Raw genomic sequence first — 19901 nt, forward strand, 5'->3', positions numbered from 1 at the left:
TGACGAAGCTTGCGCCAATCGCGTGCGTGCCGCTCGCCCGCCGTTGACCATCCCGTCACGGGCGGATTATCGCCCTGGCAACCAAGGAGAGTCCGCGATGAACAAGCGCTTCCCCAATGCCGCCGCCGCGCTCGATGGAGTGCTGAAGGACGGGATGCTGATCTGCGCGGGCGGATTTGGCCTGTGCGGCATCCCCGAACGGCTGATCGACGCGATCCGCGATTCAGGCGTGAAGGACCTCACTTTCGTGTCGAACAATGCCGGCATCGATAATGAAGGGCTCGGCAAGCTGCTGCGCACGCGGCAGGTGAAGAAGATGATCTCCTCCTATGTCGGCGAGAACAAGGAGTTCGAGCGGCAATATCTGTCGGGCGAGCTGGAGGTGGAATTCTGCCCGCAAGGGACGCTCGCCGAGCGCTGCCGCGCCGGCGGGGCGGGCATCCCTGGTTTCTATACCAAGACGGGCGTGGGCACCCAGGTCGCCGAGGGCAAGGAAGTGAAGATCTTCGACGGCGAGGAATATATCCTCGAGCGCGGCATCTTCGCCGATCTGTCGATCATCAAGGGCTGGAAAGCCGACGAGGCGGGCAATCTGATCTTCCGCAAGACCGCGCGCAACTTCAACCAGCCGATGGCGACCGCCGGCAAGCTGTGCGTCGCCGAGGTGGAGGAGATCGTGCCGGTCGGCAGCCTAGACCCCGATCAGGTCCACCTGCCCGGTATCTACGTCAACCGCCTGATCCTGGGCGCGCCCTATGACAAGAAGATCGAGTTTGTGACGACCCGCGAGCGGGTCGCGGCTTGAGTTAGCTAAGCCGGTTAGCTAAATAAGGGGCCATGGCGACGGTTACGATCCACGAGGCGAAAACGCACCTGTCCCGCCTGCTTGCGCGCGTCGAAGCGGGCGAGGAGATCGTGATCGCGCGCGGCTCGACCGAGATCGCCAAGCTCGTTCCGCTGACGCAGCCGTCGCGGCCACCGCGCATCCCCGGGCGGCTGGCGCATGAGCGCCCCCCTGGCAGTCCGGGTATCACCGACGCCGGATTTTGGGAGCCGCTCACCGACGAAGAGATGGGACTCGGCCCTGATCCGCTGCTCGATCCGCCCATCACGCGGCCGTGAAATATCTGCTCGACACCCATGCGCTGCTTTGGTGGTTCAATGAGCCCGAGCGGCTCAGTTCCGCCGCGCACGCCGCGATCTTGAATGGTGAAGAGGTGGTCGTCAGTGCGGTGTCGGCAATGGAAATCGCGATCAAATACCGTAAAGGCCGCCTTCCCTATCCCAGCTCGCTTGCGGTGCGGTTCGCAGCGACAGTCGCGACGGAAGACTTTGTAACGCTCGCCATCAATGTCGATCATGCCCAGCGGGCTGGCGCTTATCCGGCGGCGCATGCCGATCCGTGGGATCGCCTGCTTGCGGCGCAGGCGGAAGTTGATGGCTTGCAGCTGATCAGCTGCGATAAGCAGATCGCCGCGCTCGGCGTGACCACACTCTGGTGAGGGAAGGATGACCATGCAAGACACCGCCACCAAAGGCTGGACCCGCGACCAGATGGCCGCGCGTGCCGCGCAGGAGCTGCAGGACGGCTTCTACGTGAACCTTGGCATCGGCATCCCGACGCTGGTCGCCAACCACATCCCCGCGGGCATGGATGTAACGCTCCAGTCCGAGAACGGGATGCTCGGCATCGGGCCGTTCCCTTACCCGGATGAGGTCGACGCCGACCTGATCAACGCCGGCAAGCAGACGATCAGCGAGCTGCCGCAATCGGTGTACTTCAGCAGCGCGGACAGCTTCGCGATGATCCGTGGCGGCCATATCGACCTGACCGTGCTCGGCGCGATGGAAGTCTCCGAAGGTGGCGACATCGCCAACTGGATGATCCCCGGCAAGCTGATCAAGGGCATGGGCGGGGCGATGGATTTGGTCGCCGGTGTCAAACGGATCATCGTCGTGATGGAGCATGTCTCCAAGAATGGCGAGGCCAAGTTCATGCCCGAGTGCAACCTGCCGCTCACCGGCAGGAATGTGGTCGACATGATCATCACCGATCTCGCGGTGTTTCACCGCCCCGATCACCAGAGCCCGTTCGCGCTGACCGAGCTGGCGCCCGGGGTGACGCTGGACGAAGTGCGTGCCAAGACCAGCGCGCATTATGTGCTCGGCGCGGGGCTGGCCTGACGATCGCGGATTGCGCCAAATCGTCATCTTGCGCGGCTAGGGCTCGCCCATGAAATTGCTGCTTACCGGATCGTCGGGCTGGCTTGGCCGCCATGTGGTGCAGGCGCTCGCCGGCGCAGGGCATGAGGTCATCGGGCTCGATCCGGTGCCGGGGCCAGCGACCGAGGTGCTGGGCTCGGTCGCCGACCGCGACCTGATCGACCGGCTGTTCGCCGAGCACCGTTTCGATGGCGTCGTCCATACCGGGGCGCTGCACCAACCCGACATCGCCCGCCATCCAGCGCAGGCGTTCGTCGATGTGAACGTCACCGGCACGCTCAACCTGCTCGAAGCGGCGCTCCGCCACGGCGTGCGGCGCCTGGTGATGACCTCCACCACGTCGCTGATGATCTCCGCCGAAATCGCGGCCGGCCAGGGCGAGCGCGCGGCGTGGCTCGACGAGAGCCACGCGCCGCTCAACCCGCGCAACATCTATGGCATCACCAAGCTCGCCGCCGAGCAATTGTGCCGGCTCTATAATCAACGCCATGCCTTGGCCTGCATCGTCCTGCGCACCGCGCGCTTCTTTCCCGAACGCGACGAGGATTGGCAGGGCGATAGCGACAATGCCCGCGCCAATGAGTTTCTCAACCGGCGGCTGACGGTGCGCGACGCCGCCGAGGCGCATCGCATCGCCATCGAACGCGTCGATCAGCTGGGGTATGACCTGTTCCTGATCGCGGCGCCCACGCCCTTCGCGCCAAGCGACGCGCTGCCGCTGAAAGTGAACGCGGCGACCGTGATCGCGCGCTATTTCCCGCACGCGCCGGCACTCTACGCGGCGCGGGGTTGGCAGCTGCCGGCCGCGCTCGACCGGATTTATGACGCCCGTCGAGCGGAGCGCGTGCTCGGCTTTCGCGCCGCCACCAGCTTCGCGACGGTGCTCGATGCGCTCGCCGAAGGGGCGCCGCTGCCCGGCAAGTGATCCAATATTACCCGCCGTACCATGTAGTGATGCCGAAAGTGCCATTTGATACAATCACTTGCCGATTCGACTTGGCAGCGCGACCCAGTAGTTTTACCTAGTGCCGCCGGGGAAGGCCGCTACTACGCATGGTGGCCGATCGAGTAGCTTGAAGGGCAAGGGGTGGAACGGCGCGTCTATATTGTCGACGATGATCCGCTATCGCGCGATGCGCTGGAAGAGATCATCGCACTTCTTCCCGATGTCCGTTGCGAGCAGATTGAATCAGGGATCGATCTGCTGGCTCGCCTGCCTCATCTAGCGCCGGGCGTCGTGTTGATCGATTTGAAAATGCCCGATCTTTCCGGGCTTGACGTGCTCGCCCGGTTTGGCGAGGCGCGCGATCGGCTTCCGACGATCATGATGTCGGTCGCCGGAGACATTCCCGCCGCGGTCGAGGCGATGCGGCTCGGGGCGCTCGATTTTCTGGAAAAGCCGTGCACGCCGCGTGCCCTGCTCGAAAAGCTCAACCGTGGGTTCGCAGCACTCGACGCCTATTGCCGCAGCACGGCGGCGCATGCGGCGCTGCATGCGCGTTTCGCCTCGCTCAGCGAGCGTGAGTCGGAGGTGCTGCGCTACCTGATCGACGGCAAGGTGAACCGCGAGATCGCCGAGCTGCTCCGTCTGAGCGTGCGCACGGTGGAAGTGTATCGCGCCAAGCTGATGATGAAGCTGGGCGTGGAGTCGCTCGCCGAGGCGGTCCGGCTCGCGATCACCAGCGGCTTTGTTCAAGCTGAAGCGGCTTAGCGCGCCTTAACCACTCCCTAAGCTGAACATCTTACGTAGGAATACAACTCCGGTCGACCGGCAGGAGTGCAGCGCGCGCCGCCGTCCGACACCCCTTGGCGGCATCGTGCTTCCGGTCGCGCGCGCGCGTTTTCCAGCAACGCGCGCGAATCAGCGCGGCCGACCCCATCGGCCGGTGCGCGTTGGCTTGCCCGCGCGCACCGGCCGAACGGCCTCGCTTGGCGATCGCGCGATGCGCCCGTACACTCGCTGGCGGGTGCCAGGGGCGGAGCGGTGATGCGCGGGGGGCGGTTGATCGGAGATGGCGTGCGGCTGCTGGCGGTCGCGCTGCTGTTCGCCACGCTTGCCTATCTGGGGATCGAGGGAACGCGCGGCGAAGGCCATGTTCCCCTGCTCTGGCTGCCCAATGGCCTGATCGCCGGCTGGCTGCTGCGCGACGGTGCGCGGCTGACCCCGCCCGCGCTCGTTGCCTGCGGCTTGGCGAGCTTGGCGCTGAGCCTGACGTTGGGCGACGCCCCCACGGTCGCGACCGGGCTGATGCTCGCCAATCTTATGGAGATCGCTGGCACGGTCGCCATATTGCGGGCCGGGTGCGGGCCACGTCCCGACATGGAACGCCCGCGCACGCTCGGCTGGCTGCTCGCTGCCGCGCTGTTCGGCGCGAGCCTGTCGGCCGCGATCGCGCAGATCGGCTATTGGCTGCAATTCGGGGCGAAGGCGCCGGCCGTCTGGCGCACCTGGCTCACCGCCGACGGGCTGAGCCTGGTGATCCTGCTGCCGATCACCCTGATCGCGAGCGACCAGTGGCGCGCGCGCCGCTGGCCTACCGCACGCGAGGCGCGCGACTGGTTCGGGACCACCACGCTCGCCGCCGCGGGGACTTGGTTGATCTTCAACCAAAGTCATGCGCCGCTGATGTTCCTGGTCGGCCCGATCGTGCTTTATGCGGCGTTCCGCACCGGGCTGTGGGGGACGGCGGTCGCAATGGCGATCGTCACGCTCATCGCCTCGATCGCGACGCTGCGGGGGGTGGGGCCGATCATGCTCGTGCGCGGCGGGCTGGGCGATCGGGTGCTGACCTTCCAGTTGTTCCTGATCGCCAATTTCACCATGGGTATTCCCGTCGCCGCGCTGCTCGCCGCGCGCGCGCGCGATCGGGCGGCGCTCGCCGCGAGCGGGGCGGCGATGCAGGAAATCCTCGACAATGTGCGCGACGTGATTTTCCGCACCGACAAGCGCGGCTGCTGGACCTCGCTCAACCCCGCCTGGGAAACGTTGACCGGCTATCCGGCGGAGACCAGCCTTGGCTGGCCGGTCGATGCCCTGTTGCCGGCGGACGAGCGCGATGAGGCGCGCGCGCTCCACCCGCAGCTGGTGTCCGGCGCGTTGCAGACGTGCAATCGCGTGCAGCGCTTTCGCCACGCCGATGGCAGCTGGCGCCATGTCGAGCTGCGCTTCCGCCGGCTGGCGGGGCCGGATGGCGGCTTTGCCGGCACGATCGGCTCGATCCGCGACATCAGCGCGCAGGTGCGGCAGGCGAACGCGCTTGCCGATAGCGAGGCACGCTTCCGGCGGCTGGCGGAGACCGCGCCGGTCGCGATCTTCCGCGCCGACGCGCAGGGCCAACCGCTGTTTGCCAACGCCGCCTGGCGCACGCTTGCCGGCACCGATCTGGAGGCGCCGGGGGCGCTCAGCTGGCTCGATCGGGTCCATCCCGAGGATCGCGCGCCGATCGCCGCGACCTGGGCGGCGATGCTCGCCACACCACAGCCGGCGCGGCGCACCTTCCGCTGGCAGCGCGCAGGGGGCGCCGTGGTGTGGGTCGATACCATCGCCCATCCCGAATATGATGGCGATGGGCGCTGCAACGGCTTCATCGGCGTGTCGTTCGACGTGACCGAGCTGATCGAGGCGCGCGCCCGTGCGGAGGTGGCGATGCGCGCCAAGAGCGTGTTCCTGGCCAATATGAGCCACGAAATCCGCACCCCGATGAACGGGGTGATCGGCTTCACCGATCTGCTCCAGCGCACCGCGCTCGATCCCGTACAGCGCGATTATGTACGGCTGATCGCCGATTCGGGCCGCGCGATGATGCGGCTGCTCAACGATGTGCTCGATTTGTCGAAGGTCGAAGGCGGGCATTTGCGGCTGGTGGCGGAGCCGGTCGATCCGCGCGCGGCGCTCGACCATGTCGTCGCGCTGATCGCGCCGCTCGCCCGCGAGAAGGGATTGGCGCTGACGAGCATGGTCGCCGCCGACGTGCCCGCGCGGGTGATGGGCGACATGCTGCGGCTGCGCCAGATCCTGCTCAACCTGGTGGGGAACGCGGTAAAGTTCACCGCCGAGGGCGGGGTCGCGGTGACGATTGGCCTTGCCGGGGACGATCGCTTGCGCATCAGCGTGCGCGACAGCGGCATCGGTATCGCCGCCGATCAGTTGCAAACCGTGTTCCTGCCCTTCGCCCAAGCCGATGCGAGCATCGCCCGGCGCTATGGCGGCACTGGGCTGGGGCTGGCGATCACCGCCGAACTCGTCCGGCTGATGGGCGGCGAGATCGATGTCGACAGCACGCCGGGAGTGGGATCGTGCTTCACCGTCGAGCTGCCGTTGATCGCGGCCCCCGCCGAGCTGCCGGCGCCGACGTCGCCCGCGGAGACGCTGGCCTACCCCCGCCCGAGCGCGCGGCTGCTGATCGTCGAGGATCACGACATCAACCGCCAGTTGATGCTCGCCATGGCGCGCGCCGGCGGTCTCGAGCCCGATTTCGCGACCGATGGCGCGGCGGCGATCGATCGTGTCGCGGCGGCCGAGGCGGCGGGTGCGCCCTATGACCTGGTGTTCATGGACGTCCAGCTGCCGCAGCTCGACGGGCTCGCCGCGACCCGGGCGTTGCGCCAGCGGGGCATCGCCACCCCGGTGATCGCACTCACCGCCCATGCCGAGCCGGAGGATATCGCCCGGGCGAAAGCGGCGGGGATGCAGGACCATCTGGCGAAGCCGGTGCAGCTGCCATCGTTCTTCGCCGCGATCGCCCGGCACCTGCCCGAAGTCCCGCTGATGGAGGTCGCCGACGCGGTCGATCCGTCGCCGGGACTGCGCGCCCGCTACGCCGCGCGCAAGGCTGAGATCGCGACCGCGCTCGCCGCCCTGCCCAGCGCGCCCGGCGCCGATGACGTGGCGGCGCTCGCGGATGCGCTGCACAAGTTGGCGGGGACGGCGGCGCTGTTCGGGGAGGCGGCCCTTGGCGCGGCAGCCGGGGGCGCCGAGCGGCAACTGCGCGCCACGCCGCTCGACGCCGAGGCGCGCGCCGCCTTGACGGCGCTGCGCGCCGCGCTCGGCGAGCGCGAGGCGGCGGAGGCGGGCGGGCACATTCCGACATCCGGCGCGAGCGCTTGAGTTCGACTGCCCGGCGCGCGGTGCCGCCCATGCCTGTCGGATTTTGTGGCTATGCCACGGGCGCCCTCAAGCACGCCGCGCTGCTCGGGCGTCATCCGCGGGCCATGGACGTGCGCACCGCGATCACGGACCGACCGATCAGATCCTGATATCGAAGCGCGCGCCCACGCTGCCGTTGCTCGCTTCGATCGTGCCGTTATGCGCGAGCACGATCTGCCGCGCGAGGCTGAGGCCGATGCCGGTGCCCTGCGGCTTCGTGGTGAAGAAGGGCAGGAACAGGTCCGCCAGCACCGCCTCGGGGATGCCGGGGCCATTGTCGGTCACGGTGATCCGGTCGCGCTGATGGCCGGCGGCGATGTCCAGCGCCAGTGCGATTTCGTGGTCGTCCCCCCGCGCGGCGGCGGCTTCGGCGCCGTTGCGCAGCAGGTTGATCAGCACCTGCGCGAGCAGATCGGGATCGGCGTTCAGCGTGAGGTCGGCGGGGGAGACGCTCACCGCCAGCCGGGTGCGCGGCGGCGGCCAGTCGGCGGCGAACAGCCGTGCGATCTCATCGGCGAAGGGCTGCGCGGCGAAGCGCTGGCGGTGGATGTCGGGCGGCCGGCTGACGAGGCGATAGCTGCGCACGAACCCCATCACCCCGTCCGCCCGCCGCGCGAGCGTCGCCACCGCCGCGCGCGCATCGGCGGCCGCCGCCGGATCGTCCTCCGCCAGCAGCGCCGCCGCCGAATGGGCGAGCGAGGTGATCGGGGTGAGCGAATTCATGATCTCATGCGTCAGCACGCGAACAAGATCGCTCTGCGCGGCGATCTCGGCGGCGTTGAGCGCGGCCTGCACCGGTTCGATGGTGACGATGCGGGTCGCCCCCTCGGGCCGGGCGAGCGTCGCGCTGTTCACCATCGCCCGCTGCGCGCCGTCGGGCAGGTTGAGCAGTACCAGCTGCCGCCCGCTCGTGCCGCGCTGCTCGAGCTGTTGGGCAAGCCCTGAACTCACCCGCGCGAACTGGGCCAGATCATGCGCCGGCAGATGCGCGAAGAGATGGCGCGCGGCGGTGTTGGCGAGGGTGACATGCCCGGCCGGATCGACCGTGAGGATCGGCACCGGCACCTGTTCGATCATCGCTTCGTAAAAGGTGAGCACCTCGCCCTGGCGCCCGCGTTCGGCGCGCAGCTGGGTGATCGCGTGGGACAGTGCCGTGCCGAGCCGATCGAACCCGCTTCCTTGGCGCGTCCCTGAAAAGGCGGCGGAGAGATCGCCGAAGCGCACGCTGTCGATGAAGCGGGCAAGCTCTCGGTTCGTGCGGCTGACATGCTGCCACAGCAGGAAGCCCGCGAGCAGTGTCGCCGCCGCGAGCGTCGCGCGGGTGGCGGGCAGGCCAGGGGCGGCGATGCTGAACGCGAGCGCGGTCGCGCAGCCGGTGAACAGCGCCAGCCAGGCGATCAGCCGCAGCGCGAACCAGCCCTTAAAGGCCATGGCGCTCCATCCGGCGATAGAGCGCGGCGCGCGTCAGCCCCAGCGCCTGGGCGGCGCGCGAGATGTTGTAGCTGTGCAGCTTCAACGCGCGTTCGATCATCTGCCGCTCCGCGCGATCGAGGTTTAGATCGTCGCTGCCGTCGTCGAGCGCCGCCGGCGCGTGCGGCGGCGCCGGGGGCGGGGCGACGCGGATCACCGGGGGCGGCGCCGCACTCGCGGTCAGCGCAAAATCGTCGAGCGTGAAGGCGGCCTCGGTCGCCAGGATCGTCGCGCGCTCGGCGGCGTGGCGCAGCGCGCGGACATTGCCGGGCCAGTCGTGCCGCGTCAGCACCGCCATCACCGCCTCGGGCACCGCGCGGCGCGGACGATCATATTTGGCGGCATAATGATCGAGGAAATGATCGAGCAGGATCGGCACATCCTCGGGCCGATCGCGCAACGCGGGCAGGCGGATCTCCACGGTGTTCAGGCGGAACAGGAGATCCTGGCGGAAGCGGTTCTCGTCGGCGAGCTGGGCGGGGCTCAGGTTGGTCGCGGCGACGACCCGCACGTCGACACCGCGCGGGGCGTTGGCGCCGACGGGCGTTACCTTGCGCTGTTCGAGCGCGGTGAGCAGCTTGGGCTGGAGATAGAGCGGCAGATTGCCGACCTCGTCCAGGAACAGCGTGCCGCCATTCGCCGACTCGATCCGCCCGACGCGGTCGGCGCGGGCATCGGTGAAGGCGCCCTTCACATGGCCGAACAGCTCGCTGTCGAACAGGTTTTCGGCGACCGCCCCCAGATCGACCGACACCAAGGGCCGCTCGGCGCGGCGTGACAGGCGGTGCAGCTCACGCGCGACCAGTTCCTTGCCGGTGCCATTCTCGCCCAGCACCAGCACATTGGCGTCGGTGGGGGCGGCGCGGGCGATGATCGAGTGGACCCGCGCCATCAGCGGCGATTGGCCGATCAGCGGCGATCCCGCCGCCGCCCGCGGGGTGTCCAGCGCCGCCGGGGCGTTGTTCGCCTGCGAGTGGCGCAGCCTCGCCGCGGTGCGTACCGAGGTGACGAGCGCATCGTTGCTCCACGGCTTGGAGACGAAGTCGATCGCGCCGCGCTTCATCGCCTCGACCGCGATCTGCACGCCGCCATGCGCGGTGATCATCACCACCGCGGCGTGCGGATCGCGCTTTAGGAGCCGGTCGAGCCAAACGAACCCCTCGCGCCCGTCGGTCGCGCCGCGGGTGAAGTTGGCGTCGAGCAGGATCACGTCGGGGGCGCGATCGGCGCTGGCGGCGAAGCCCTGTTCGGGGGAACCGAAGGTCATCACCTCGGCGAATAGGGCGCGCAACGCGAGCCGTGCGGCGAGCTGGATGTCGACATCATCGTCGATCACCAGACAACGATCGAACTCCGCCATCAGCGATGCCGCTCCGGGGCCACGCACTGGGCCGGGGTTGCGCCGTCGATCATCGCTTTCTCCCTTCAGAACCAGCCAACGCGCACCATGCCAAGCGGCGTTCGCGGCCCGGGTGGGCGGAAACGTACAACAGCTGTTCGAATTCGGACAATCGGGTGACCGATAAATTTCGCTGTTCTGGACAGTGAAATAATAAAACAAAGCAAAATCAGGCGCTTACAAGTTTGGCACGGCATCTGCAATGCTGTTGGCATCCGGCAACCACGCTGGACCGCCACGGAGACCCGCCATGACCAAGACCCTCACCAGCCGCCTGCAAGCCGCCACCTTCGCCCTGGTTTTCGGCCTGACCCTGATGACCGCCGCGACCACCACCCAGGACCAGCCCGCTTTCGCCCGCACCGTCGCCGCCGTCTCGCTCTGATCCTCTCGCTCCCCAAGGAGACCCGCCATGACCAAGACCTTCGCCCGCCTGCAAGCCGCCACCTTCGCCCTGGTTTTCGGCCTGACCCTGATGACCGCCGCGACCACGACCCAGAGCCAGCCCGCTTTCGCCCGCACCGCCGCCGCCGTCACGCTCTAACCCCAGCTTTCGCAAGGATCGCCGCCATGACCCGCACCAGCCGCCTGCTCGCGCTCTGCACCGCCCTTCTCGCCACACTGCTTCTGGTCGACGCGACCACCGCCCGCGCCGACAACGCCATGGTGAGCGTCAACGCCGCGAGCATCCGCGCCTGATCCTGCCCCCAAGGAGCCGCCATACCATGACCGTGACCGCGATCGACCGAGAGCTTCGACCCCACGCCAGTGGCGCCGGTATGGACCGGGTGATTACCCGCCGCCGGCTGCCGCGCTGGGTGCTCGCGAGCGCCGGGGCGATCGGGATCGGTGGCGCGGCGCTGGGCCTCTACGCGGTTGCCCCGCGCGCCGACAGTCAGCAGGTCGAGCGCGCCAAGCTCCAGATTTCGCCGGTCACCTCCGGCATTTTCGAGGATTTCCTGCCGCTGCGCGCGCGCGTGACGCCGCTCGTCACCGTCTATCTCGATTCGGTCGAGGGCGGGCGCGTCGAGAAGGTGCTGGTGGAAGACGGCGCGACCGTCGCCAAGGGCCAGCTGCTCGCGGTGCTTTCCAATCCCGAATTGCAATTGTCGTTCCTCGCGCGCCAGACCGAGGTGACGCAGCAGCTCAACTCGATGCGCAGCCAGGAACTCGCGCTCGAACAGAGCCGGTTGCGCAACGCGCGCGACCTCGCCGAGGCCGATCTCGGCCTGCAGCGCGCCGAACGCGACCTCGATCGCCAGGCGCCGCTCGCCCAGCGCGGCTTCATCGCCGGCCGAGCGTTCGACGAAACGCGCGACAATCTTGGCTATCAGCGCCGCCGCCGCGCGCTGATCGCGCAGACGATGGCGAGCGACGATCGGCTCCAGACCAGCCAGCTCGCCGAGCTGCGCCGCGCCGCCGGCTCGATCCAGGCGAGCCTCGCTTATGCCCGCGCGAGTCTGGAGGGGTTGAACCTGCGCGCGCCGGTGGCGGGCACGCTTTCGTCCTTCTCGATCCAGGTCGGCCAGTCGATGGGGCGGAGCGAACGGCTCGGCCAGATCGACAGCCCCGGGCGCAACAAGCTGATCGCCGATGTCGATGAATTCTATCTGGGCCGGGTCCAGCTCGGCCAGCACGGCACCGTTTCGATCAACGGCCGCGACGTGGGCGTGCGCGTCACCAAGCTCTATCCGCAGGTTAAGAACGGCCAGTTCCAGATCGACCTGCAATTCGACGCCGCCGAACCCGCCGGGCTCCAGCGCGGCCAGACACTGCAGGCCAAGGTGACTCTGGGCGACGCCAAGCCCGCGCGGCTGATCCCCAACGGCGCTTTTTACAACGATACCGGCGGCAACTGGGTGTTCGTCGTCACCGCCGATGGCGGCGCGGCGGTGAAGCGCGCGGTGCGGCTCGGCCGGCGCAACGCCGATTACATCGAAGTGCTCGACGGGCTCGACCCCGGCGAGCGCGTGCTCACCTCGCCCTATACCGGCTTCGCGGACAAGAACCGGCTCGATCTCTCCAACTAATCCTTCAGCAGAGGAACCTACGCGCATGATCACGCTTCACGGCATCGCCAAATCATACCGAACCGATACGGTGGAAACGCTCGCGCTGGGGGCGATCGATCTCGAGATCGCGCAGGGCGAATTCCTGGCGATCATGGGGCCGTCGGGCTGCGGCAAATCGACACTGCTCAACCTGCTGGGGATGCTCGATAGCCCCAGCGAAGGCTCCTATCGGTTCGACGGGCGCGAGATCGCGACGCTCTCCGAGGCGCAGCTCGCCGATGTCCGCAAGCGCAACATCGGCTTCATCTTCCAGAGCTTCAATCTGGTCGACGAGCTGACGGTGGAGGAGAATATCGCGCTCGCCCTGCTGTATCACGGCATCCCTGCGCGTGAGCGCCAGGAACGGGTGGCGGCGGCGATGGACCGCGTGGGCATCGGCCACCGCGCCAAGCACCGGCCCAACCAGCTTTCGGGCGGGCAGCAACAGCGCGTCGCGGTCGCCCGCGCGGTCGTCGCCGAGCCGCGGCTGATCCTGGCCGACGAGCCGACCGGCAATCTCGACACCCAGCATGGCGAGGATGTGATGCGGATGCTGCGCGCGCTCAACGCCGATGGCGCGACGATCGTGATGGTCACCCACTCACCGAGCCATGCCGATTATGCCAGCCGGGTGATCCAGATGCTCGACGGTCACATCGTCACCGCGCACCTGCTCGCCGCCTGATCCGCCGCCCTTCGCTTGGGAGACCGACCATGTTCACCCATTACGCCACGGTGGCCGCGCGCGCGATCGCCAAGAACCCGTTCTACGCGCTGATCAACATTGGTGGCCTCGCGGTCGCCATCGCCGCGTGCCTGCTGATCGCGACCTATGTGCGGTTCGAAACCAGCTATGATCGCTGGATGCCGCACCATGACGAGATCGTGCAGGTGCAGAATTACTTCCGCGATCCGACGACCGGCGATCATTATGATGTCCAAGGGTCGCCATTCATCGCGCGGCGCGCGATCGCCAAGGACTTTCCGCAAGTCTTGAGTTCGGTGTGGATCGGCTGGACCAACGCCAACCGGATTCGCGACGGCCGCGCCGAGAACGTGGAGAATTTCCATTTCGTCGATGGCGATCTGCTCGGCACTTTCCCGCTGGCGATGCGGCGCGGCGATGCCCATGCGCTCGATCGGATCGGGCAGGTGATCCTGAGCGAGGCCGAGGCGATCAAGCAATTCGGCGGCACCGATGTGATCGGCAAGACCATCACCCTGTCCGACGGGGGTATCGTCAAGGATTATCAGGTCACCGGCGTGTTCGCCGATCTGCCCAAGAACAGCGCGCTCGATTTCCGGATGCTCGCGCGCTTCGACGCGGTGGCGCATTTCGCCAAGACGACGCCGGGCCAGACCAGTAACTGGGGCTGGCGGTCCGGCCTGAATTTCTTCCGCCTGAAGCCGGGGAGCGACGTGGCGGCGATGAACGCCGCGCTGCCCGCGTGGAAGCAGCGCAACATCACCGGCAATGCCGACGAACTGCGGATGTCGCGCGACTATACGACCTATGCGTTCGTGCCGCTGGCCGACGTTCATCTCAGCCGGCCGCGCGGCTCGGGGCTTACGCCGGGCAATGACTGGCGCAGCATCATCACCTTGGCGGTGGTCGCGCTGCTGGTGCTGGCGATGGCGTGCATCAACTTCACCAATCTGGCGACCGCGCAGGCCGGCGGGCGGGCGCGCGAAGTGGCGCTGCGCAAGGTGCTGGGTGCCCGGCGCGGCCAGCTGATCGCGCAGTTCCTGGGCGAGTCGTTGATGATCGCCGGCGTCGCGACGCTGCTGGGCCTGGCCATCGCCGAGCTCGCCATGCCGTGGTTCGCGCGCTTCATGCGCGTGCCGCTGACGCTGAGTTATCTCGGCGCGAACGGCGTGCTGCTGCCGGCGGTGGCTTTGGTGCTGCTGGTCGGGCTGCTCGGCGGGCTCTATCCGGCCTTCTACCTCTCGCGCTTCCAGCCGGCGCGCATCCTGAAGGCCAATAAATCGGCCGCCGAAACCGAGGGATCGGGGCGGTTGCGCACCGCGCTGGTGATCGTGCAATTCGCCGTCTCGATCGGGCTGATCGCCTGCACCGCGATCGTCTATTCGCAGATCGTCTATCTGCGCTCGCTCGATCCCGGCTTCACCCGCGAAGGGCTGATGCAGCTGGAAGGGATTGGCGACCCCGCGCTCGACACGGTGTCGGACACGCTGGTCGATCAGATCGCCCATCTGCCCGGCGTCACCGCTGTCGGTCGAACGGGGATCGGCCTCAACACCGGCAATACCTCGACCAGCACGGTGTTCCTTGGTGGCGGTTCGACGCCGATCACGCTCGGCACCTATAATGTCGATTCCGGCTATTTCCGCACGCTGGGCGTGCCGCTGCTCGCCGGGCGCTCGTTCGATCCGACGCGCGTCGCCGACGATACGACCATGCCGCGCGACACTCCGGAGCGGGAGGTCTATGCCAGGCTGCGCCAGGGCTTCCCGGTGGTGCTGAACGAATCCGCGTTGAAGCGTTTGGGCATCGCCTCGCCGCGGGCCGCGATCGGCCAGCAGCTGACGTCGCCGATCGACGCGGCGCAGGGCGGCGGCGTGATCCGCCAGACGATCGTCGGCGTGGTCGGCGATGCGCGGCAGCGCGGCCCGAATGCCGAGGTCGAGCCGATCGTCTATGCGATGGATCGCCACGCGCCCTTCTGGCTGCTGGTGCGCTATTCGGGCGATCCGGTCGCGATCCGGGGGCGCATCGAAACCTTGTGGAAGCGCCTGGCGCCGCAGGTTCCGTTCGACGCCGATCTGGCCGAGGACATCGACGCGCGCAGCTACCACGTGGACAATGCCCGTGGCCAGATGTTCGCCGCCGCCTCCTTGCTCGCGGTCGCGATCGGGTGCCTGGGGCTGTTCGCGCTCGCCTCGTTCACGGCGGCGCGGCGGACCAAGGAGATCGGCATCCGCAAGGTGCTCGGCGCGCGGACAAGCGATATCGTCCGCCTGCTGATCTGGCAGTTCACGCGGCCCGTGCTCGCCGCCAACCTGATCGCCTGGCCGCTCGCCTGGTGGGTGATGCGCGATTGGCTGAACAGCTTTCCGGCGCGGATCACGCTCTCGCCGCTGCCGTTCCTGGCGGCCGGTACGCTCGCGCTGCTGATCGCGGTGGCGACGATCACCGGCCAGGCGGTGCGGGTGGCGCGCGCCAAGCCGATCAAGGCGCTGCGCTACGAATGAGGGGAGGGGGAGGCGATCGCGACATGGCGCGGTCGCCTCTCCATCTATTCCATCATGGCATAAGGGTTATTGCCACGCGCGGTCTGCCGCTTGTTACGGGAATGGCGCATCTCAGGGCCACGGCATCGAGCCGGCCCATCGAGAACGAGGATTTCCGCCATGACCGCTTTCACCGTTCCCACCCGCGACACCGTCAGCACTGGCAACCAGGCCCTGTTCGACGCGCTGAGCGGCCAGCTCGGCTTCGTGCCCAATCTCTACGCGACGCTCGCCCATTCGGATAACGCGCTGGGAACCTATCTCGCGCTGCAATCGGCCAAATCGTCGCTGAGCGCCAAGGCGCGCGAAGTCGTCAATCTCGTCGTCAGCCAGGTCAATGAGTGCGTCTATTGCCTCGCCGCGCACACCGCGCTCGGCAAGATGAACGGCTTCAGCGACGCGCAGATCCTCGAAATCCGCAGCGGCAGCCTGGCGAGCGACGCCAAGCTCGACGCGCTCGCCCGCCTCACCCAGTCGATCGCGGTCAATCGCGGCCATGCCGATCCCGCGCTGGTCGAGGCGTTCTTCGCCGCCGGCTGGACCAAGGAAAATCTGGTCGATGCGATCGTGACGATCGGCGACAAGATGATCACCAACTATCTCCACGCGGTCACCGCCGTGCCGGTCGATTTCCCCGCCGCTCCGGCGCTCGTCGGCGCGCTCGAACTGGCCTGAGCGCCAGCGTCCGCCCCCTCGTCCCCTGGCCCGGCGGTCCCCCTTGCGCCGGGCCACCCTAGGAACCCCGCCATGACCTCGACCGCTTCCTCCTCCGTCGCGCGTCATGGCGGGGTTCGTTTTGTCCCCTCCCGCATGGTGACCGGCCTCGCCGCCGGCGTCTTCGCGGCGCTGGTGTGGGCGACCTATCTGATCGCCGCCAAGACCGGCACCGCCCAGGGCCTGATGCCGCAGGACATCGTGCTGCTGCGCTTCACGACCGCGGCGCTGGTGATGCTGCCGTGGCTGTCGCGCCACGATCCGGCGCGGCTCGCCGGGATCGGCTGGCGGCGCGCGGCGATCCTCGCGACGCTTGCCGGCCCACCGTTCATCGCGCTCAGCACCGGCGCCTATCTGTTCGCGCCGCTCGCGCATGGCGCGGTGATCCAACCCTCGACCGTGACGCTCGCCTCGATGGGCGCGGCGGCGGTGCTGCTCAAGGAACGGCTGACGCGCGACAAGCTGGTCGGCGTCGCGCTGATCGTCGCCGGCTTGGCGGTGATCGCCAGCCACGCCCAGGTGATGGGCAACCCGCGCGTCTGGATCGGCGACTTGCTGTTCGTCGCCGCCGGGCTCAGCTGGGCGGCGTTCACCGTGCTGCTCAAGCGCTGGAGCCTCGACGCGCTGGCGATGACGGCGGCGGTTTCGGTCGTCTCGGCGCTGGTGGTGGTGCCGCTGTTCCTGCTCGGCGGCGATTTCAGCCGGATCGCGGCGCTGCCGATGGGGGCGCTGGTCGCGCAGATCGTCGTGCAGGGCGTGCTTTCCGGGGTGCTGGCGTTCGTCGCCTTCGGGGTGGCGGTGCGTCACTTGGGCGCGGCCAAGGCCGGCCTGTTCCCCGCGATCGTGCCGGTGGCGACGCTGCTGCTGGGTATCCCCGTTACCGGTAACATACCGGTTGGTTTCGAAATGATCGGTGCGGCATTGGCGACATTCGGTCTCGTCACCGCGATCGGTCTGGTCCGCGCGTTGTTTTCCTCATCCCCTCGAACCAAAGGATGATGCCATGACGAACGATCCCCTGTTCCAGCCCATCCGCTATGGCGCGATCGAGGCGCCCAACCGCATCGTGATGGCGCCGCTCACCCGCACCCGCGCCAACGCCGATGACGCGCCGCACGCACTGCAGCAAACCTATTACCGCCAGCGCGCGACCGCCGGTCTGATCATTTCCGAAGCCACCCATATCTCGCCGCAGGGCAAGGGCTATGCCGGCGCGCCGGGCATCCATAGCGACAAGCAGGTCGAGGGCTGGCGCGGGGTGACGCAGGCGGTCCACGCGGCTGGCGGGCGGATGATGCTGCAACTCTGGCATGTCGGGCGGCTGTCGCATCCTTCGCTGCAGCCGGGCGGCGGCCTGCCGGTCGCGCCGAGCGCGATCGGACTCACCGGCCACGCCTTCACTTATGAAGGGCCGCAGGATTTCGTCGTGCCGCGCGCGCTCGAGATCGACGAAATTCCCGGCATTATCGACGATTATCGCCGCGCCGCGATCAACGCCAAGGCGGCGGGGTTCGACGGGGTCGAGATCCACAGCGCCAACGCCTATCTGCTCGATCAATTCCTGCGCGACGGCACCAACCACCGCACCGATCGCTATGGCGGCAGCATCGAGAACCGCACCCGGCTGACGCTCGAAGTCACCGACGCGGTGGTGGATGTGTGGGGCGCCGATCGCGTCGGCATCCGCTTGTCGCCCTCGCTCACGATCAACGGGATGAGCGACAGCAATCCGGCGCCGCTGTTCGGCTATCTGGCGGAGCAGCTCGGCAAGCGCGGCCTGGCTTATCTCCATTGTGTCGAGCCGAGCGACCCGCGCGGCGATCCGTTCGATCGGATCGTCGATCCCCAGATCGTGCGCCGTGCGTTCGGCGGCAACTATATCGCCAATGGCAGCTATACCGGCGCCCGCGCTCGCGCGGCGCTGAGCGCGGGGGAGATCGACGCGGCCTCGTTCGGGCGGCTGTTCATCGCCAACCCCGATCTGCCGCGCCGCCTGAGGGAATGCCTGCCGACCAACCCGCTCAACGCCGCGCGCATCTATGGCGGCGGGGCGGACGGCTATACCGACTATCCCTTCTACGAGCAGGTGCCCCAGGACGCGTAAATCCCCGTCGCGGTTCAACCCGCTTTCATCGCCCCGACCATGAAGGCGGCGAAGGCGCGGGCCTTGGCGGTGGGCAGCCGGCCCGGCGGAAACAGCGCCCAGAGATCGAGCGGCGGCAGGTGCCAATCGTCGAGCAGGCGCACCACCGCGCCGCTCGCCAGCTCGGGCGTGAACATCCAGTCCGAGGCGACCGCGAGCCCCATATCGGCGAGCACCGCCGCGCGCAGCCCCTCCGCGGCGCTCACCCGAACCCGCCCGCCGACGCGCACCGAAGCCTCGCTGCCGGAGACATGGCGAAAGGTCCAGCTCGGCGTGTCGAAGCGGGTATAGACGATCGCCTCATGCCCGGCGAGTTCGGCCGGGGTGCGGGGCGCGCCGGCGCGTTCGAGATAAGCCGGCGTCGCGACCACCGATCGCCGCCCCTCGGCGAGCTTGCGCGCGGTGGCGGTCGAATCGCTCAGCGCCCCCATCCGCAGCGAGAGATCGATATTCTCCTCGATCATGTCGATCACCCGATCGTCGAGGATCACTTCCAGCTCCAGCTCGGCATGGGCGGCCAGGAACGCCGGCAGGCGCGGGATAACGTGGAGCCGGGCGAACGTCGTCGCGGCGGAGATGCGCAGTCGCCCGCTGAGGCCGCGTCCCGCGCCGCGCGCGGCGAGCTCGGCCTCGTCGGCTTCCTCCAAAGCGCGGCGCGCGCGCTCATAATAATGCTGGCCCGCCTCGGTTGGCGCGAGGCCACGGGTGGTGCGCGTGAGAAGCCGCACCCCCAGCCGATCCTCGAGCTGCGCGATGAGCTTGGAAACCGCCGGCTGCCCGACGTTCAGCTGGCGCGCGGCGGCGGTGAACGAGCCGCTGTCGACCACGCGCGTGAACGTGGCCATCGCCTGGAAACGGTCCATCGTCATTCCCCCCTGGAATGAGAATTAGTGCTGTGAGCAGTCTGCCCTGCCTCGCGGCGATCGTCCATCACGTCCTTGTCGCGCCAAGCCATGCCGGCGCCCGCGCGGGAAAGGGCCGAACCATGACGCTCCAGCAACGCCTCGATGCCTTCAAGGCCGATTTCAGGGCCGGCAAGCCGCCGTTCAACGCGCCGGCGTTCATCCACCGGATCATGGCGCGCGGCACCGAAGAGCTGATCGCCTCGGGCGCCGCGAGCCGGGCGCTGAAAGCGGGCGATCGTGCCCCCGATTTCGCGTTGCAGGCGCCCGACGGCGGCGTCGTGACTTCCGCCGCGCTGCTCGCGCGCGGGCCGCTGATCGTCAGCTTCTATCGCGGCGTGTGGTGTCCCTATTGCAACATGGAATTGCAGGCGTTGCAGGAAGCGCTGCCGGCCTTCACGGCGGCGGGGGCGCAGCTGGTCGCGATCTCGCCGCAGAACCGCGTCAACAGCCGCAAGTCGGTGCGCGAGAACGCGCTCGACTTTCCGATTCTCTCCGACCCCGGCAACATGGTCGCCGCGCAATTGAGCTGCCCCCTTCTGAGTGGTCCATCGACTATGAGAGTCTGGATCAAGGAAGGGACGACGAATGCCTGCCAAGA

20 protein-coding genes are annotated in these 19901 nt (G+C 68.2%); 17 read left to right on the forward strand and 3 right to left on the reverse strand.

What is annotated here, in order from left to right; genetic code table 11:
• The first annotated feature begins 97 nt into the window (after window positions 1-97).
• The 7 genes from K2X73_RS11060 (at window position 98) to K2X73_RS11090 (ending at window position 7330) form a co-directional block, all read left to right on the forward strand.
• Window positions 98-805, forward strand: coding sequence for a CoA transferase subunit A (locus tag K2X73_RS11060; RefSeq protein ID WP_294110843.1), 708 nt, complete (start codon window positions 98-100; stop codon window positions 803-805).
• A gap of 32 nt (window positions 806-837) precedes the next feature.
• Window positions 838-1122, forward strand: a complete 285-nt coding sequence (locus K2X73_RS11065; RefSeq protein ID WP_294110845.1) for a type II toxin-antitoxin system prevent-host-death family antitoxin — start codon at window positions 838-840, stop codon at window positions 1120-1122.
• Window positions 1119-1502, forward strand: a complete 384-nt coding sequence (locus K2X73_RS11070; RefSeq protein ID WP_294110847.1) for a type II toxin-antitoxin system VapC family toxin — start codon at window positions 1119-1121, stop codon at window positions 1500-1502. The genes K2X73_RS11065 and K2X73_RS11070 overlap by 4 nt, the downstream gene beginning before the upstream one ends.
• A gap of 13 nt (window positions 1503-1515) precedes the next feature.
• Complete coding sequence (locus tag K2X73_RS11075) at window positions 1516-2184, forward strand: CoA transferase subunit B (RefSeq protein WP_294110848.1); 669 nt, start codon at window positions 1516-1518, stop codon at window positions 2182-2184.
• A 49-nt stretch (window positions 2185-2233) separates the two neighbouring features.
• Window positions 2234-3148, forward strand: a complete 915-nt coding sequence (locus K2X73_RS11080; protein WP_294110850.1) for an NAD(P)-dependent oxidoreductase — start codon at window positions 2234-2236, stop codon at window positions 3146-3148.
• 162 nt (window positions 3149-3310) lie between these two features.
• Window positions 3311-3934 carry a response regulator gene (locus K2X73_RS11085; protein ID WP_294110851.1) on the forward strand — a complete coding sequence of 208 codons (624 nt, stop codon included), beginning with the start codon at window positions 3311-3313 and terminating at the stop codon, window positions 3932-3934.
• Window positions 3935-4240: 306 nt separating this feature from the next.
• The gene (locus tag K2X73_RS11090) at window positions 4241-7330 is read left to right on the forward strand and encodes a PAS domain S-box protein (protein ID WP_294110854.1); all 3090 of its coding nucleotides are present in this window, start codon (window positions 4241-4243) and stop codon (window positions 7328-7330) included.
• Between the two features lie 138 nt (window positions 7331-7468).
• Here K2X73_RS11090 and K2X73_RS11095 read toward each other — a convergent pair whose 3' ends face one another.
• A complete protein-coding gene (locus K2X73_RS11095; protein WP_294110858.1) occupies window positions 7469-8800 on the reverse strand; it encodes an ATP-binding protein in 1332 nt (443 codons plus the stop codon).
• Window positions 8790-10199: a sigma-54 dependent transcriptional regulator gene (locus tag K2X73_RS11100; RefSeq protein ID WP_294110860.1), complete on the reverse strand. Its 1410-nt coding sequence runs from the start codon at window positions 10197-10199 to the stop codon at window positions 8790-8792. The genes K2X73_RS11095 and K2X73_RS11100 overlap by 11 nt, the downstream gene beginning before the upstream one ends.
• Window positions 10200-10488: 289 nt before the next feature.
• Between K2X73_RS11100 and K2X73_RS11105 the strand changes: the two genes are divergently transcribed.
• From K2X73_RS11105 to K2X73_RS11145, 9 genes are all read left to right on the forward strand, one after another.
• The gene (locus K2X73_RS11105; protein WP_294110863.1) at window positions 10489-10623 is read left to right on the forward strand and encodes a hypothetical protein; all 135 of its coding nucleotides are present in this window, start codon (window positions 10489-10491) and stop codon (window positions 10621-10623) included.
• A gap of 27 nt (window positions 10624-10650) precedes the next feature.
• Window positions 10651-10782, forward strand: coding sequence for a hypothetical protein (locus K2X73_RS11110; RefSeq protein ID WP_294110865.1), 132 nt, complete (start codon window positions 10651-10653; stop codon window positions 10780-10782).
• Between the two features lie 26 nt (window positions 10783-10808).
• Window positions 10809-10937, forward strand: a complete 129-nt coding sequence (locus tag K2X73_RS11115) for a hypothetical protein (RefSeq protein ID WP_294110867.1) — start codon at window positions 10809-10811, stop codon at window positions 10935-10937.
• Between the two features lie 26 nt (window positions 10938-10963).
• Window positions 10964-12268 carry an efflux RND transporter periplasmic adaptor subunit gene (locus K2X73_RS11120; protein WP_294110869.1) on the forward strand — a complete coding sequence of 435 codons (1305 nt, stop codon included), beginning with the start codon at window positions 10964-10966 and terminating at the stop codon, window positions 12266-12268.
• 25 nt (window positions 12269-12293) lie between these two features.
• The gene (locus K2X73_RS11125; protein WP_294110870.1) at window positions 12294-12974 is read left to right on the forward strand and encodes an ABC transporter ATP-binding protein; all 681 of its coding nucleotides are present in this window, start codon (window positions 12294-12296) and stop codon (window positions 12972-12974) included.
• Between the two features lie 29 nt (window positions 12975-13003).
• Window positions 13004-15502 carry an FtsX-like permease family protein gene (locus K2X73_RS11130; protein ID WP_294110871.1) on the forward strand — a complete coding sequence of 833 codons (2499 nt, stop codon included), beginning with the start codon at window positions 13004-13006 and terminating at the stop codon, window positions 15500-15502.
• Between the two features lie 159 nt (window positions 15503-15661).
• A complete protein-coding gene (locus tag K2X73_RS11135; RefSeq protein ID WP_294110873.1) occupies window positions 15662-16216 on the forward strand; it encodes a carboxymuconolactone decarboxylase family protein in 555 nt (184 codons plus the stop codon).
• Between the two features lie 72 nt (window positions 16217-16288).
• Window positions 16289-17254 (forward strand): DMT family transporter, encoded by a 966-nt coding sequence (locus K2X73_RS11140; protein WP_294110875.1) that lies wholly within the window; start codon window positions 16289-16291, stop codon window positions 17252-17254.
• Window positions 17255-17258: 4 nt separating this feature from the next.
• Complete coding sequence (locus tag K2X73_RS11145; RefSeq protein ID WP_294110878.1) at window positions 17259-18359, forward strand: alkene reductase; 1101 nt, start codon at window positions 17259-17261, stop codon at window positions 18357-18359.
• Between the two features lie 14 nt (window positions 18360-18373).
• Here K2X73_RS11145 and K2X73_RS11150 read toward each other — a convergent pair whose 3' ends face one another.
• Window positions 18374-19261, reverse strand: a complete 888-nt coding sequence (locus tag K2X73_RS11150; protein WP_294110879.1) for a LysR family transcriptional regulator — start codon at window positions 19259-19261, stop codon at window positions 18374-18376.
• A 32-nt stretch (window positions 19262-19293) separates the two neighbouring features.
• Here K2X73_RS11150 and K2X73_RS11155 point away from each other — a divergent pair.
• Window positions 19294-19901 (forward strand): peroxiredoxin-like family protein (locus K2X73_RS11155; protein ID WP_294110880.1); only part of this gene is annotated, 608 nt, incomplete at its 3' end.

Origin of the sequence: Sphingomonas sp. (assembly GCF_019746665.1) — a bacterium.
Taxonomy (GTDB): domain Bacteria; phylum Pseudomonadota; class Alphaproteobacteria; order Sphingomonadales; family Sphingomonadaceae; genus Sphingomonas.